This is a genomic window from Empedobacter stercoris (genome assembly GCF_020281205.1).
In the GTDB taxonomy this organism is placed as follows: domain Bacteria; phylum Bacteroidota; class Bacteroidia; order Flavobacteriales; family Weeksellaceae; genus Empedobacter; species Empedobacter stercoris.
Genome location: NZ_JACXZC010000004.1, coordinates 23,062 through 39,248 on the forward strand (window position 1 = coordinate 23,062; position 16,187 = coordinate 39,248).

A 16,187-nucleotide genomic window follows, 5' to 3' on the forward strand; every position below is an offset into this window, starting at 1 on the left:
AAATCTATGAAACGTAATCTTGATGTTGTTGTAATTTCTGATGTACATTTAGGAACTTTTGGTTGTAAGGCTCAAGAATTATTAGCCTACCTTCAATCCATCAACCCAAAAAAAATAATTCTAAATGGTGATATCGTAGACATTTGGAATTTTAAGAAAAGTTATTTTCCTGAATCTCACTTTCAAATTATCAGTTACCTGATAAACCTCTCAGAGAGAGGAATTCCAATTGTTTACATTACAGGAAATCACGATGAATTGTTACGTAAATTTTCGACTATGCATTTTGGGAATATTCTGTTAACTGATAAATTTATATTGAAACAAGGTGATAAAGTAGCGTGGATTTTTCATGGAGATGTGTTTGATGCTTCGATTCAACATTCGAAATGGATTGCGAAATTAGGAGGTTGGGGATATGATAAATTAATACAATTCAATTATTTTATCAATAAATGTTTAGAGTTTTTTGGTCGTGAACGTTATTCTTTGTCACAAAAAATTAAAAATTCAGTTAAAAAAGCAGTTAAACATATCAATGATTTTGAACAAACAGCTGCTGAACTTGCCATAGAAAACGAATATGATTATGTGATTTGTGGACATATTCATCAACCACAAATGCGTCACGTTATAGTAGAAAAAGGTAGTTGTGTTTATATGAATTCGGGTGATTGGATCGAGAATTTATCGGCTTTAGAGTGTGTAGATGGAAACTGGTCTGTATTTTATTTTGAAGAACATCACGATATTTTGATGCAAAATTTAGAAGAAATCGAATTTAATTATTCATTAGATGAGTTGATTGTTTCTATTCTTAATAAGAAGTAAATGAGAATTTTATATGCTTTACAAGGGACAGGAAATGGACATTTGGCTCGTGCGCAAAAAATATTACCCATTCTCGAAGAATACGGAGATTTAGACGTTTTTGTGAGTGGTTCTAATTCGCAATTGCAACTCGAAAATTATCAATTTAAACATCATAAGGGGCTATCGTTGTTTTATAATCAAGTCGGAAAAGTTTCGTATAAAAAAATATTGAAAGAAAATAGCTTTAAATCATTTTGGAAAGAAGTGAATCATTTTCCAATAGAGCAATATGATTTGATTATTAACGATTTTGAGCCAATTACAGCTCATTCAGCTCGTAAGAAAAAGAAAATTTGTATAGGTTTAAGTCATCAAGCGTCATTATTATTTGATGAAACGCCTAAGGTGAAGAATAAAACAGGTGAAACAATTTTGAAATACTATGCACCAACCACTAAACAGTATGGTTTTCATTTCGAAGCATACAATGATTCTATTTTTTTGCCCATTATCCGAGATAAAATTCGAATGCTCAATCCAAAAGTAGAAGATTATTATTTGGTTTATTTACCAAGTTTTCATCCTTCAGAAATCATTGAAAAATTATCGTTTATTAAAGATTCTAAATGGAAAGTGTTTTCACCTTTTATTAGACAAATTTCTAAGCAATTTAATGTTGAAATTTATCCTATTGATGAACGACTTTTTACAAAAGCTCTCGAAAATTGTAAAGGTATTTTGTGCGGTGCTGGCTTCGAATTACCTGCTGAAAGTATCTATTTAAAAAAGAAACTATTTGTAATCCCGATAAAAGGTCAGTACGAACAATTGTGTAATTGTGTAGCATTGAAAAGATTAGAGGTTGATTATTCTTATGATTTGAATATCGAAAAACTTCAGCGTTGGGTTGATTCGAGTAAAATTATTGATATATATTTTCCTGATCAAACAGAAAAGATTATTCAAAATGTTATGTTAGAAGCTATTATTTAATTATTTTTCCAAAATGCAGGTGTGAATAAAATTAAGATGGTATAAAGTTCTAAACGTCCTAAAATCATTAAAAAACAACACAATAATTTTGCACTATCAGACAAAGAATTCATTGAAGTTCCTGGTCCAAATTCGCCGATTCCAGGACCAACGTTTCCTAAAGTGGATGCCGTTAATGTTAATGAAGCTAAGATATCTTGGAAACTCATAGTTATACCATAATTCAAAAGCGCAAATAAAATAGAGCTGACAATCCATGTAAACATAAACATAACGAAGAATGCCATGACGTGGAAAACGATGGATTGATTCAGTGATCGATTGTTGTAACGAACAGGAATAATTGCGTTTGGATGTAAAATACGTTTGAATTCTATCCAACTATTTTTTAATAAAATAACGTGTCGAATAACTGTGATTCCACCTGAAGTAGAACCTGCTGAACCGCCAATAAAGAATAAAGAGAAAAAGATTAACGTGGTTACGGTTAACCAACTGGTATAATCTTCCATAGCTAAAGCAGTTGTGGAAGCGATAGAAACGACGTGGAATAAGGAACTTCTAAATGAGTGTTCTAAGTTGGACCAAGAATAGGTTTCGATGGAATAATTGGGATAAATATTAAAAAATAATACAACGAAAACTATAAATGTTACGACTGCAAGTAAGCCAACCCACCAGCGAAACTCTTCGTTACTCCATACTTTTTTAAATTGTCCTTTGATTAATAAATAGATTAATGCAAAATTAGTTCCGCCCAAAAACATCATGACAATTAGAACATATTGTATAAAAACATTGTCATTCCAATACATTAATCCCTCATTTTTGGTCGAAAAACCCGCTGTTGCAATCACACTCATCGAATGGTTTGCAGCGTCAAATAAATTCATTCCTCCAAAATAAAGCAACAAAGCAAAAAAAGCAGTTAAACCTAAGTATACTAACCATAGGTTTTTAGCAGTTTCAGTAATTCGTGGATGGATTTTATCGGTATAAATTCCGGGTGCTTCTGCCATAAAGAGCTGTCGACCGCCAATTCCAAGAAATGGTAAAATTGCAATTGTCAAAACGATGATTCCCATTCCGCCAATCCAATTGGTTGTACTTCGCCAAAATAAAATGCTTTTAGGCAGATTTTCTACATCATCGTAAATCGAAGTTCCGGTAGCAGTGTAACCTGAAACGGTTTCGTAAATGATGTTGACAAAACTAAAATTTTCGTTGATAATATGATTGTTTGGCAATAATATCAAAGAGGTGACATAAGGTAAACAGCCAGAAAGAATCAAGAAAAGCCATCCCACGCAAACCACAATATAGCCTTCGCGTTTATTGATGTGTTTTCTTCTGTCTCGTGTAAAATACATCATTGCAGTACCTCCTAATCCCACTAAACTTCCCGATAGTAAAAAAGGGTAGATTAAATTGTCATTAAAATAAACACTTACACATGTTGAAATAAACATGAAAAGTGCATTTAATAATAATAAAACACCCGAAAGATTCAGGATTACTTTGATGTTAAGCGATTTCATTATTTAAAATATTTGGTCACTTTTGGAATAAAATTCGCTTGGCTAAAAACAACCACATGATCTTTAGGTTCGATAATGAAATCTTTAGTTGGAATAGACCCTTCATTTCCACGAACAATTCCTGCAATAATAGCACCTTCTTTAAAAGGGAAATCAGAAACGGATTTATTTGCAATTTCAGAATTTTCATGAATTCTAAACTCTAAGACTTCCGCATCTAAATCCGAAATACCTGTTACATCCATCACAGATCCTTGTCTAATATAACGGAAAATGCTATCAGCTGTTAAAAGTTTTTTATTGATAAAAGCATTGATTCCAACTTCTTGACTAAGATGAATATAGTCGATATTTTCGACTAAAGCAATTGTTTTTTTAACACCTTTAGATTTTGCTAATAAACACGACATAATATTGGTTTCAGAACTTCCAGTAACGGCAATAAATGCATCAGAATCTGAAATTCCTTCTTCTAATAACAATTCTCCGTCTCGACCATCACCATTTATAATTAATATATTATTTAAATCGTCGGCTAAATCAAATGCTTTGTTTCGGTTGATTTCCAATAATTTAACATTGTGTTTATTATCTTTTAAAAGTTTAGAAACTTTAACTCCAATACTTCCACCTCCCAGTACAATTACATTTTTGTAATATTCTTGTTTTTTGCCAAGAATTTTATAAGTTTCTAAAATACCTGCTTTTTTGACTATAAAATAGACATGATCATCAATGTAAAATTCAGTTTCAGCTTCTGGAATAATGGTTTTGTATTCGCCACGTTCGTTGCTTCGAATAATAGCAATTGGCATCAAAAGATTGTCTTCACCACCTTTTGTTGTCAAATACATGTCTTTGTATTTTTTGTCCAAAATTTTACAATCCGCATCCAAAACGGTTCCAACCATAAATAATTGACCATTTGCAAATGGATGCATGGCATTAAAAGCAGATTGTTGAACAAGGGAATAAATCTCGTCAGCAGCCAATTTTTCGGGGCTAATAAGCGCATCAATTCCCATACCTTGCACCCAAAATTGATTTTCTTTGTACAAAAATTCGGGATTCGAAATTCGAGCTAAAGTGCGTTTTGCACCTAAATCTTTTGCGATTGAAGCACTTGTAAGATTTGTATTTTGGAGATGAGTAACTGATATAAAAATATCTATTTCATCAATTCCAACTTCTCGTAAAGCTTTGAAAGAAGTGATATCGCCTCGATAAGCCATTACATCCAAACTGTTTTCTATCATCAACAATTTGTCTTTGTCCATGTCCATGATGACGATGTCATTCATTTCGTTGGAAAGTAATTTTGCTAAGTGAAAACCAACTTCTCCAGCACCTCCGATTAATATTTTCATGAAAGAAATTTAGGATATAATTATTTAGACGTTTCTTTTTGTCCCATTAACATAAGGAACGATTTTAAGAATTCGTCAATTTCTCCATTCATTACAGCATCCACGTTACCTGTTTCTGTTCCTGTTCTGACGTCTTTTACTAATTTATATGGATGCATCACATAGTTGCGAATCTGAGAACCCCATTCGATTTTCATTTTATTTGCCTCAATTTCGTTGCGAGCAGCCATTTTTTTGTCTAATTCTATTTTGTATAATTCAGATTTTAACATTTCCATCGCACGTTCACGGTTTGCTAATTGTGAACGCTCAACTTGGCAAACAACTACAATTCCTGTAGGTTTATGGGTTAATTGAACTTTAGTTTCTACTTTATTTACATTTTGACCTCCAGCTCCACCAGAACGAGATGTTTGTAACTCGATATCAGCTGGACTGATTTCAATTTCGATAGAATCATCTACAATCGGTGAAACATAAACCGAAACGAAACTTGTGTGGCGTTTAGCATTACTATCAAAAGGTGAAATACGTACCAATCGATGTACACCATTTTCTCCTTTTAGATAGCCAAATGCAAACTCACCATCAACTTCTAATGTCACTGTTTTTACACCTGCAACATCACCTGATTGGAAGTTTAATTCTTTTACTTTGTACCCATGTTTTTCGGCCCACATCAAATACATACGCATTAACATTGATGCCCAATCGCATGATTCAGTACCACCAGCTCCAGCAGTGATTTGTAAGATAGCTCCAAGATTATCTCCTTCTTCTGAAAGCATATTCTTGAATTCGATATCTTCTAAAAGTTTTGTGACAACATTATACTGTTCCGTCACTTCTTCATCTGTCACTTCACCTTCGCGGTTAAATTCTACTAAAACTTCTACATCGTTTACCGCATTTGCAATGGTTTGGTATTCTTCAATCCATTTCTTTTTTCCACGCAAAATTTTCATAAAAGCTTCCGCTTCTTTGGGATTATTCCAAAATTCAGGTGAAGCTGCATGTTCTTCTTCGTTCTGAACTTCGATTTCTTTTTGCTCGATTTCCAAATATTCGTGCAAATCCTGCGTACGTTTTTGGATGTCTTTTAGTAATTCGTTGTTAAACATAATTGCAAATGTATAAAAATAGGAGATTTTATAGGTACGAGTTTAAGCATTAATCACTTTATCATCTTTTCCATTCCACGAAAGGATTTTATAAGTAAAGCCTTGTTCTGTTTTAATTTCTTGATCTTTTAGAATTAAGAATGTATCGTCCCAATCGTTATCTTCGTAACTGATTACCCAAAATAATACGTTAAATAATAATCCTTCAATAATATACAAAAGTTCTTCAACAGAGTCCACTTCGTATGTTGTAAAAGGAAAAGTAGATCTAATCCAAATTTTATCATCTTCTGAAGTCTGAATATATAAATCTCCAAAGGATGATTTATATTCATTTTCGATATGAAACTCTAATAACTCAGTATCTTTTTTATGAAGTCCTGCCAAATCAGGCATGGTTTCTATAATTTGATTGTATATAGTGGTTGAAAAATCGTTCATCTTTCTAAAATTAGGCTACAAAAATAAACGATATTATCTAATTCTGACACGATATTTACTTTCAATAAATCGGAAAAAGTTAAATAACTTATATTCAAACTCTAATCCATAATCAATTGTAGGATCTAAATCTATACTAACCGCGTATAAATCAGGGTTATAAACAAAAGGTTGCATGTGACGTTGATTCCAAATCATTACATATTGACGATTTTTTTGTTCGTAATATGATTTTGAATAATATTCTTTAGGCAAAGCAACTGTTTTAAGGTAAATGTCGTATTGAGGATCAAAAACTACAATATCATAATCTCCATCTTCATTAGGTTCAAATTTTAGAGAATTTTCATCATTGTTTGCAACAGAATTTTGGGATGTTTGATTGGTAGTGCACGCAAAAAATAGGAGAGGAAGACATATTAATAAAAATAGCTTTTTCATAATTTTTAATTTGATTAAATTTACTAAAAAATAACGAGAATGTATACGATTTTACATAATTCACGCTGTGGAAAAAGTAGAGAAGCGATGAAAGTTTTGGAAGAATCTGGAAAAGATTTTGAAGTGAGAGAGTACTTAAAAGAAGCTCTAACAAAAGAAGAATTAAAAGATATTTTGACGAAGTTAGGTTTGAAACCAATAGACATTGTAAGAACAAATGAAGAGGAATGGAAACTTAATTTTAAAGGCAAAGAATTGTCTGAAGATGAGGTTTTGAACGCAATGATAGAATTTCCAAAGTTAATTCAAAGACCGATTGTAATTGATGAAAAAAGTGGAGTAGTTGGACGACCAAAAGAATTAGTAGAGGATTTTATAAAGTAAATTTGGTTTGATAATTGTTTAGTTTTTATAAAATTAAACAATTAACGATGAATGTTTTAGATAAATTTATAAAAAACCGAAGAGAGAAAAATACCAAAATAGGATTATTAGCAACAGCGGCTACAACTGGTGTTACTGTGGCAAAATTTTTTGGTAAACGGTCGGTATATGGAATAGTTGGTGGAATTGCTGTTACATTAGCTGCCGAATATATTCGCAAGAGATATGAGAAAAAGTTGAACGCTAATCAATAATTTAATTCCTTGGCTGAATAATTAAAAAAATGTATTCATAGCTATTAATTTATTTAATCGGATTATTAAAGTTGATTATGTGTTAACTTATAAAAAAGTGAATAAAATGAAAAAAGGACGTAGTTGCGGTACGTCCTTTTTATTGAAAAGTATGTATTAGAATTGTGCGGTTTCCGTACTTTCGGCCATAGCCGTAGTAGACGAAATACCTTGTTGCACGGTATTTTGTACGTAATCGAAATATTGAGTTCCAACAAAAGATTGATGTTTTACGGCTGCAAAACCTTCTTCTTGTAACGCAAATTCTCGTTCTTGTAATTGCGAGTATCCAGCCATTCCTTTTGCTTTATAAGCTCTTGAAAGTTCGAACATTGATGTGTTCATGGCATGGAATCCTGCTAATGTGATGAATTGGAATTTATATCCCATTTCAGCTAAATCTTCACGGAACGTCTCCATTTTAGCTTCTGTCAAATGTTTAGCCCAGTTGAATGATGGCGAACAGTTGTAAGCTAATAATTGATTAGGATATTTTTCTCGAATTGCTTGAGAAAATTCTCTTGCCATTCCCAAATCTGGATTTGATGTTTCCATCCAAATCAAATCAGCGTATGCTGCATAACTTAATCCGCGATCAATTCCTTGTTCTAAACCATTTTTTACTTTATAAAATCCTTCAGAAGTTCGACTTCCTGTAAGTATAAAACGTTGATCTCTTTCGTCAATGTCAGATGTAATTAAATTAGCTGCTTCCGCATCTGTTCTTGCAACTAATAAAGTTGGCGTTCCGCAAACATCAGCTGCTAAACGTGCAGCAACTAATTTGTTAATTGCTTCTTGGGTAGGAACTAAAACTTTTCCGCCCAAATGCCCACATTTCTTTGCAGAAGACAATTGATCTTCAAAATGTACGCCTGCTGCTCCAGCTTCAATCATTTGCTTCATTAATTCGTAAGCATTTAAATTTCCACCAAAACCAGCTTCTGCATCTGCAACAATTGGAACCATATAATCAATGTTTCCTTGTTCGGTTACGGACTGAATTTCATCGCGACGACGTAAAGCATTGTTGATACGTTTTACAACCATCGGTACAGAATTAGCTGGATAAAGCGATTGATCTGGATACATTTCAGCAGAAAGATTTGCATCTGCTGCTACTTGCCATCCTGATAGATAAATTGCATCTAAGCCAGCTTGAACTTCCTGTATTGCCTGATTACCGTTCAAAGCGCCAAGTCCAGCCATAAACGGTTTAGTGTTTAAACCTTCCCATAGCTTTTTCGCTCCCATAGTTGCTAAAGTGTAATCGATGTCCAAAGAACCTCTCAGGCGAATAACATCTTCTGCCGTATAAGGACGAGTAACGTCTTTCCAACGTGGATTGGTAGCCCAATCTTGCTGAATTTTCTGAATTCTTTCTTGATTGCTCATAATTGTGTTTTTGTGTTTTGTTTGTGTGTGTATGTGTGTTGTGTGTTTCTTGGGTTATAGTGTGCTTTTAGATATACTTATAGGCTTCTAATGTTAAAAATTCTGTAAACTTGTGAGATAAAACTAATTCGTCAAAAATCTGAATTGCTAATTCATATTTTCCGTTTTTATAGTTTTCTTCTCCAACTAATTCTTTTATTTTTTGAACCTCTTCGGCTCTTAATTTTTTATATTTATCACAATTAAATTCGCATCCGTCTTCTAACGTGATGTGTTGACGTAACCATTGCCAAACCTGTGTACGTGATATTTCTGCAGTCGCAGCATCTTCCATTAGGTTGTATAATGCAGCCGCTCCACGACCAGCTAACCAACTCTCAAGGTATAAAATGCCAACATTGATATTTTCTCTAATACCTTGTTCAGTAACTGTTCCTTTAGGAAGTTCTAACAATGCTTCGGCAGTAGTTAAAACGTCTTCACGTTTGTTATCAATTTGGTTTGCTTGAGGCATATATTCATCAAAAACATTTCGTGCAATTTCTACTAATGCAGGATGTGCAACCCATGTTCCATCATGACCATTTTTAACCTCGCGCAGTTTATCATTTTTTACTTTATCGAATGCTGCTTGATTTGCTTCCTCATTATTTTTAATCGGAATTTGAGCAGCCATCCCTCCAATTGCATGTATATTTCGTTTATGACAACGTTGAATTACAGCCTGCGAGTAAGCTGCCATAAAAGGAGAAGTCATGGTAACTTGCGAACGATCTGGAACAATAAAGTTCGGATGTTTTTTGAATTTTTTGATATAAGAAAAGATATAATCCCAACGACCACAATTTAGTCCTGCGATATGATCTTTTAACGCATAAATAATTTCATCTAACTGAAATGCTGCTGTAATCGTTTCAATTAATACAGTTGCTTTAACTGTTCCTTGTTTTAATCCTAAATAATCTTGTGCAAATACAAAAACATCATTCCACCATGCGGCTTCAGCATGATGTTCTAATTTAGGGAGATAGAAATAAGGCCCACTTTGCTTGGAAAGTAACGTGTGTGCATTATGGAAAAAATATAAACCAAAGTCAAATAGTGAGCCTGATATTTCTTGCTTGTTGATTACAACATGTTTCTCATTAAGGTGCAGTCCTCTTGGACGAACCATTAAAACTGCCGTTTTATTATTTAACTGATACATTTTTCCTTTCGATTCGAAAGAAATTGTACCATTTATTGCATCTTTTAAATTTTGTTGTCCTTGAAGGTTATTATCCCATGTAGGAGAATTACTATCTTCAAAATCAGCCATAAAGGTTTTAGCACCAGAATTTAAGGCGTTAATTACCATTTTACGGTCAACAGGACCAGTTATTTCAACGCGACGATCTTGTAAATCTTCAGGAATAGGAGCGGCTGTCCAATCGCTATTTCTGATATCCTTTGTTTCTGAAAGAAAAGATGGGAAATTTCCTAAATCAAAAAAGATTTGTCTTTCGCTTCTTTCAGCCAATAGTTCTAATCGTCTATCGTTAAATTTTTTGTGTAAAGCTGTCAAAAATGTAATAGCTTCATTTGTCAAAATGTCTGGATAACTATCCAGCACTTTGTGCGATAATTTTAATTCACTTGTAATAGTATCCATTTTTTTGTGTTTTTGTTGTAATTTTGGTTTTGGTCATTCGAGCGGAATTTTACTTCCAGCGAACGTTCGCTAAATTATAAAAATTCGTTTACATTTACCAAATATTTTTGAAAAAATTATGCAAGAAGAATACATTAAATTAATTTTTGGATTAAAATTAAAGCAAGTTAGAACTGCTAAAGATTTGTCATTGTTTAAGTTATCTAAGTTAACAGGGCTTTCGAAATCTTATTTAAATGAGATCGAAAAAGGTAAAAAATATCCAAAAACTGATAAAATAGTATTGCTTGCAGAGGCTTTGGAAATACCTTACGATGAGATAGTTTCATTAAAATTAGATAAAAATTTGGCGCCAGTTGCTGAAATTTTACAATCTAATTTGTTACAAGAAATACCATTAGAGTTGTTTGGTATAGAAGAAAGAGACTTAATTGAGATCATTTCGAATGCACCTATGAAGGTGAATGCATTTATATCAACCTTGATCGAAATAGGGAATAATTATAATTTGACACGAGAAAGTTTTTTCTTAGCTTCTTTGCGTTCTTTTCAGGAAGCAAACGACAATTATTTTCCAGATATAGAAAAGGCTGCAAAAAGTTTTTTACAAGAATATTTAGTTGATTATGATGGTTTTGTATCGAATGATACCATGGAAGAAATTCTAAAAGAAGAGTTTAATTATACAATTGTTTATGAAGATTTTGACCATTTTGAAGGAAAAGATTTAGCTAAACTCCGTTCGATTTATATCAAGGATAAAAAATTATTGTATATCAATTCGATTTCGGATAACGATCAGAAACGATTTATTTTAGCAAAAGAATTAGGGTATAATTATTTAGATTTAAAGGAGCGTTTGTATACTTTTTCTTGGGCTAGTTTTGACAATTTTGATCAATTGTTGAATAATTTTTATGCTTCTTATTTTGCGGGAGCGTTATTGTTACCTGAAGATAAACTGTTGGCGGATATGAAAGATCTATTTGCTGTGGAGCACCATGATTTGTCTAAATTTCAAGAAATTTTAGGGAAATATACCGAATCACCAGAAACTGTATATCAACGAATGACTAATTTATTACCGAAGCATTTCAATATTCGCGATTTATTCTTTTTGCGATTATCAACTAAAGCGGGTTCTAATTCGTTTAAATTAACCAAAGAATTACATCTTAATCAACAACAATCGCCTCAAGCAAATGAAACAGATGAACATTATTGTCGACGTTGGGTTTCGTTGAATGTGTTGAAAGAATTAGAAAATAATCCAGAAGATCAGCATACAATTTCTGCTCAGATTTCGTTGTATCCATTCAATAATAATCAAAAATATTATGTAATTTCTTCAGCGACAAAAGATCCATTTAATCCAAGTTATTTACGAAGTGTAACGATAGGTGTTTTATATAAATCGGCTCAACGTAAAATTAAATTTATGAACGATCCTTCTATTCCAGTAAAAGAAGTGGCGGTAACGTGTGAGAACTGTGGAATGAAAGATTGTGCTGAAAGAGCTGCTGAACCAATTCGTTTTGAAAAAGATATTCGTAACAAACGTTTAAATGTTACCATTAATGATTTTATAAAAAAACAAAGTAAATAAAATATGAAAAATAAAAAAAGGAACTTTAAGTTCCTTTTTTTATTCGCTTAATTCTAACCAACGAAATTCTTTTTCTTCAATTTCGTCCACAATTTTTTGTAGTTCATCTCCAATTGTAGCAATTTTATCGTAGCTTAAATTAGGATCTGAAAGTAAATTTGTTAATTCTTCCTTTTTAACCTCAAGAATTGGTAAAGATTTATTAATTTCTTCTAATTCTCGTTGTTCTTTGAACGATAACTTTCGAGGTTTTGTTTCTTTGATCTTTTCTTTAGATTCAATTTTATCTTGAGTTGCGATTACTTTTTCACTTTTATTATCGTCAATTTCAGGTTTATTTTTATTCTCGATATGGTATTCAGTGTATGTTCCCATATAACGAGAAACCTTTCCTTCTCCTTCAAAAATCATTAATTCATCAACCACTTTATCCATAAAATAACGGTCATGGGAAACGACTAATAAACAACCTTGGTAATCTTCTAAGAAACTTTCTAAAACAGTTAATGTCGGTAAATCCAAATCATTTGTAGGCTCATCCAAAATCAAGAAGTTTGGATTTTTGTACAGAATAGCCAGTAATTGAAGGCGTTTTTTCTCTCCTCCACTTAATTTAGAAATATGAGTATGTTGTTGTTCTGGCGTAAATAAAAACATTTCTAAGAATTGTTCAGCACGCATTTCCTTTCCATTTGCAAGAGGAAAGAAATCTGCAATATCTTTTACAAATTCTATAACACGCTCATCTTGTTTAAAGTCGATTCCGTCTTGTTTAAAATGTCCGATATTTAAAGTTTCTCCACGTTCAATAACGCCACTATCAGCAGGTTCAATTCCTTCAAGCATTTTCAAGAAAGTAGTTTTACCTACACCATTTTTACCGACTAAGCCGATTTTTCCACCACGTGCAAAAATATACGAGAAATCATCTAAAATTTTCTTTTGACCAAATGCTTTCGAAACATGTTCCATCTCGATGATTTTTTGACCTAAGCGCGTCATGACCATCTCTAATTTTACTTTTTGATCGACAATTTTATGTTTGGCAACTTTTTCTGTATCATAAAAAGCATCAATACGAGATTTAGATTTTGTTGTTCGCGCTTGTGGCTGACGACGCATCCATTCAATTTCTTTGCGGTAAAGATTTTTTGCTTTATCAATTGTTGCGTTCTGATTTTCGATACGCAATGCTTTGTTTGTAATATAGGTTTCGTAATTTCCTGAATGTACATACAATGTTTTGTCCTCCATTTCTAAAATTTTGGTACATATAGCATCTAAGAAATAACGGTCGTGTGTAACAAGAATCAAGGTTTTGTTTTCTTTGTTTAAGAAATATTCTAACCATTCGACCATTTCGATATCCAAGTGGTTGGTAGGCTCATCTAAAATTAGAAGAACATATCCTGTTTCGAAACTCAAATCAATCAAAAACTTTGCTAAAGAAATACGTTTACGTTGACCACCAGAAAGCTTTCCAATTTTTTGACCCAAGAAATCAATCTTCAATTTTGATAAAATTTCTTTGATTGTCGGTTCAACTTTCCATGCATCTAAGACATCCATTTTTCCCATTAAATCAACTAATTCTGGATTTGTTGGGTCATTCTCAATCATGTTTTCATATTGACGAACAACATCTAATACTTCATTCGAATGATTAAAAATATATTCTTCACCTTTTAAATTTTCGTCGAAATCATCACTTTGGTCTAACATTAAAATTTTGACCCCTTTGTTTGGGCGAACTTCACCAGAATCGGCTGTTTCTAATCCAGCTAAAATTTTAAGTAAAGTAGATTTTCCACTTCCATTTTTGGCTACGAATGCGATTTGGTCTCCTTCGTTGACATGAAAATTAACATCTTTAAATAGTGTTCGGATTCCGTATGATTTGGTTAGATTTTCAACTGTAAGAAAATTCATGGTTTATTATCTGTTTTATGAGTTAAAAAAGAAACTAAATCTTTTCTGTTTCGATTTGCTTGATCGACTGTTTAGCTTTTCTTATTTTAACGATTAAGAGAGCCAAAGATAAGACAAAGCAAATACTTCCTATAATAATTAGATTATTTAAATGTGGTTGAATTAACCTTGGATCTCCTTTTTCGATAAAAAGAATACGAAATATTTTGAGATAATGCGTTAATGGAATGGCATCTGCAATTGTTTGTATCCATTTTGGCATGTGACTCAATGGCCAAGTAAATCCACTTAAAATGAAACTTGGAGTAGCCACGACCATCAAGACTTCTGTAGCTTTTAGTTGGCTTGGAAGTAAGATGCTGACTAAAAATCCCATAAAACAAACAGCTAAAATAAAGGCAAGAGTAGAAGAGAAGAAAGGCCAAAATTCTGTTTCTAATTTCATGTCATAAAACATTCCAAAGCAATAGTATAGTATGAAAATGAAAATCGACATGATTAGATATGGAAATGTTTTGGTAAATAATAGTGTAAATGGATTGGATGATTTTGAAATTAAGGTGTTGAATGTTTTATTTTCAAATTCTGATGCAAAAGAAAGCGCTAATCCTAATAATAAAACTTGTTGCAATACAGTTAGTAATACACCAGGAAGCATAAAATATAAGTAGTTTCCACTGCGTATATTTTGTCGAATCATAGTTGATTTGAATGGTTCGTAACTTTGAGTCGCTATATATTCTGGTACGCCTTGTTTTCGAGCTGTTTCAATTGAAATTCCTGCTTTCATAGTAGATAATACTGTTGTTACAGCAATAGCAGCTGTGTTGGATGTTAAAGTATTTGATCCATTTACGAAATATGTAATTTCGGGCAATTTCTTTTGTTGTACATCGGATTGAAAATTGCGAGGAATCACAACGACTATTTCTGCTCCGATTGCTAATGCTTTATTTTTAGAGTCGAATGTAGATGCTAAAATTTCGGCTACGTGAACCGATTCATTTTCATCTAACATTTGAATAATTTTTTGACTTGTTGTTGTGCGATCTTCATCAACGACAATAATTGGTAAATCAGTTACATTTCCTTTTTTATAGACATTTCCAATCAAAACACCATACATGATAGGCGCACCCAAGAATAAAATGGGTAAAACAGGATTCTTGAAGAAAAGTTTGAACTCTCGTATAATTAAATGAAAAATTGTTTTCATTAGAATTTATTTAGTGTTAAGATCCAAAATAACAGTTGCTTTTGTCAAGAGTTGAGCAGCTTGTTTGTTATCAACAGGAACTACTTTTACTTCATATAGGGATTGTTGCTGATCAATATCTGGATAAGCAGTCGAGATGTTTGCATAGGAATTCAGCGCTTTTATCGAAACAATTTTACCTTTGAGTTCTAAATTATTTTTATAAGGAATCTTTAATTTGACAATTTGATTTTTCTGAAGTTGACTAATTTTATTTTCAGGAATGGTAAATCTAAAAAATGTAGTTTCTTCCAGAATTCCGTTCGCTATAGCATAACCAGCCAATGCTAATTCTCCTATTTTTAGATTAATTGTTTCGATTGTCATATTTTGTGGCGCTTTGATGTATCTTTCTGCTTCTGCAACATCAATTTCTTGCAAAGCACCTAATGCACGTTCTTTTTGTCCCAAAGCCATTTGTTGTTGCTCAACACGAGCTCCATTTTCGGCATCAGCTAATTCGGCTTTTGCGGCTAAATATTGATTTTTTGCACCTTGATATTTTGCATAAACTTCATCGTAACTTTGTTGCGGTACAAGACTATCACGAAGCATATTTTTTAGTCGATGATTCGATTTTTCAGCATAATCTAATTGCTCTTTCAAGCCAGCAACTTTTGCACGTAATTGTTTCAATTGATTATCTGTCGCACCTTTTTTTGCCATTTCATATTGTGCTTCAGCTGAATTTACAGCACCTTCGGCTTGACTTTTTTTGGCATCAACTTCTGGTAATTGTAAAACAAAAAGTGTTTGTCCTTTTTTTACTTCATCGCCTTCGTGAACCAATATTTGATCTATTTTACCTGGTATTTTTGTGACAACTGTAATTTGATCACGTTCAATTTTTCCTTGAAAAACAGTTTCTTCGGTTGATTTATTTTCTTTATCAGTAGATGTGCAATTCGAAAAAAGTATTAGTCCGCTTAATGCAAATATATAGTATAAGGTATTTTTCAT

At 32.5% G+C, this 16,187-nt stretch carries 15 protein-coding genes; 5 read left to right on the forward strand and 10 right to left on the reverse strand.

Annotated features, from left to right (window positions below; genetic code table 11):
- Positions 1–6 precede the first annotated feature (6 nt).
- Both IF125_RS03020 and IF125_RS03025 read left to right on the forward strand, forming a co-directional pair.
- Positions 7–831, forward strand: coding sequence for a UDP-2,3-diacylglucosamine diphosphatase (locus IF125_RS03020; protein WP_225541466.1), 825 nt, complete (start codon positions 7–9; stop codon positions 829–831).
- Entirely contained in the window at positions 832–1,806 is a 975-nt protein-coding gene (locus tag IF125_RS03025) for a glycosyltransferase family protein (protein WP_225541467.1), read from the forward strand.
- Here IF125_RS03025 and IF125_RS03030 read toward each other — a convergent pair.
- Genes IF125_RS03030 through IF125_RS03050 form a run of 5 tightly spaced genes read right to left on the reverse strand, consistent with a single transcriptional unit; the run spans position 1,803 to position 6,714 of the window.
- Entirely contained in the window at positions 1,803–3,344 is a 1,542-nt protein-coding gene (locus IF125_RS03030) for a TrkH family potassium uptake protein (protein WP_188319915.1), read from the reverse strand. The genes IF125_RS03025 and IF125_RS03030 overlap by 4 nt on opposite strands.
- Positions 3,344–4,711, reverse strand: coding sequence for a Trk system potassium transporter TrkA (gene trkA, locus IF125_RS03035; RefSeq protein WP_171622233.1), 1,368 nt, complete (start codon positions 4,709–4,711; stop codon positions 3,344–3,346). Before trkA ends, IF125_RS03030 begins: the two co-directional genes overlap by 1 nt.
- A gap of 20 nt (positions 4,712–4,731) precedes the next feature.
- Entirely contained in the window at positions 4,732–5,832 is a 1,101-nt protein-coding gene (gene prfB, locus IF125_RS03040; RefSeq protein WP_188319916.1) for a peptide chain release factor 2, read from the reverse strand.
- 42 nt (positions 5,833–5,874) lie between these two features.
- Positions 5,875–6,273, reverse strand: coding sequence for a hypothetical protein (locus IF125_RS03045; protein ID WP_171622229.1), 399 nt, complete (start codon positions 6,271–6,273; stop codon positions 5,875–5,877).
- Positions 6,274–6,306: 33 nt separating this feature from the next.
- Positions 6,307–6,714: a DUF6146 family protein gene (locus IF125_RS03050; RefSeq protein WP_221411932.1), complete on the reverse strand. Its 408-nt coding sequence runs from the start codon at positions 6,712–6,714 to the stop codon at positions 6,307–6,309.
- A gap of 39 nt (positions 6,715–6,753) precedes the next feature.
- On the opposite strand from IF125_RS03050, the gene arsC reads away from it, so the two are divergent.
- A complete protein-coding gene (gene arsC, locus IF125_RS03055) occupies positions 6,754–7,098 on the forward strand; it encodes an arsenate reductase (glutaredoxin) (protein ID WP_171622228.1) in 345 nt (114 codons plus the stop codon).
- A 47-nt stretch (positions 7,099–7,145) separates the two neighbouring features.
- Entirely contained in the window at positions 7,146–7,352 is a 207-nt protein-coding gene (locus IF125_RS03060; RefSeq protein ID WP_171622226.1) for a hypothetical protein, read from the forward strand.
- Between the two features lie 156 nt (positions 7,353–7,508).
- Here the strand turns inward: IF125_RS03060 and aceA are convergent, their stop codons facing one another.
- Both aceA and aceB read right to left on the reverse strand, forming a co-directional pair.
- Entirely contained in the window at positions 7,509–8,786 is a 1,278-nt protein-coding gene (gene aceA / locus IF125_RS03065) for an isocitrate lyase (protein ID WP_262903646.1), read from the reverse strand.
- 67 nt (positions 8,787–8,853) lie between these two features.
- Positions 8,854–10,437 (reverse strand): malate synthase A, encoded by a 1,584-nt coding sequence (gene aceB, locus IF125_RS03070; RefSeq protein WP_225541468.1) that lies wholly within the window; start codon positions 10,435–10,437, stop codon positions 8,854–8,856.
- A 118-nt stretch (positions 10,438–10,555) separates the two neighbouring features.
- Here aceB and IF125_RS03075 point away from each other — a divergent pair, with 118 nt between their 5' ends.
- The gene (locus tag IF125_RS03075; protein WP_188319917.1) at positions 10,556–12,043 is read left to right on the forward strand and encodes a helix-turn-helix domain-containing protein; all 1,488 of its coding nucleotides are present in this window, start codon (positions 10,556–10,558) and stop codon (positions 12,041–12,043) included.
- A 39-nt stretch (positions 12,044–12,082) separates the two neighbouring features.
- Here IF125_RS03075 and IF125_RS03080 read toward each other — a convergent pair whose 3' ends face one another.
- From IF125_RS03080 to IF125_RS03090, 3 genes are read right to left on the reverse strand one after another with little or no spacing between them, the layout of a single operon-like run.
- Positions 12,083–13,972, reverse strand: a complete 1,890-nt coding sequence (locus tag IF125_RS03080; RefSeq protein WP_171622222.1) for an ABC-F family ATP-binding cassette domain-containing protein — start codon at positions 13,970–13,972, stop codon at positions 12,083–12,085.
- A 34-nt stretch (positions 13,973–14,006) separates the two neighbouring features.
- Positions 14,007–15,188 carry an ABC transporter permease gene (locus IF125_RS03085; protein ID WP_225541469.1) on the reverse strand — a complete coding sequence of 394 codons (1,182 nt, stop codon included), beginning with the start codon at positions 15,186–15,188 and terminating at the stop codon, positions 14,007–14,009.
- 6 nt (positions 15,189–15,194) lie between these two features.
- On the reverse strand, positions 15,195–16,187 hold the full coding sequence (locus IF125_RS03090) for an HlyD family secretion protein (RefSeq protein WP_171622220.1): 993 nt from the start codon (positions 16,185–16,187) through the stop codon (positions 15,195–15,197).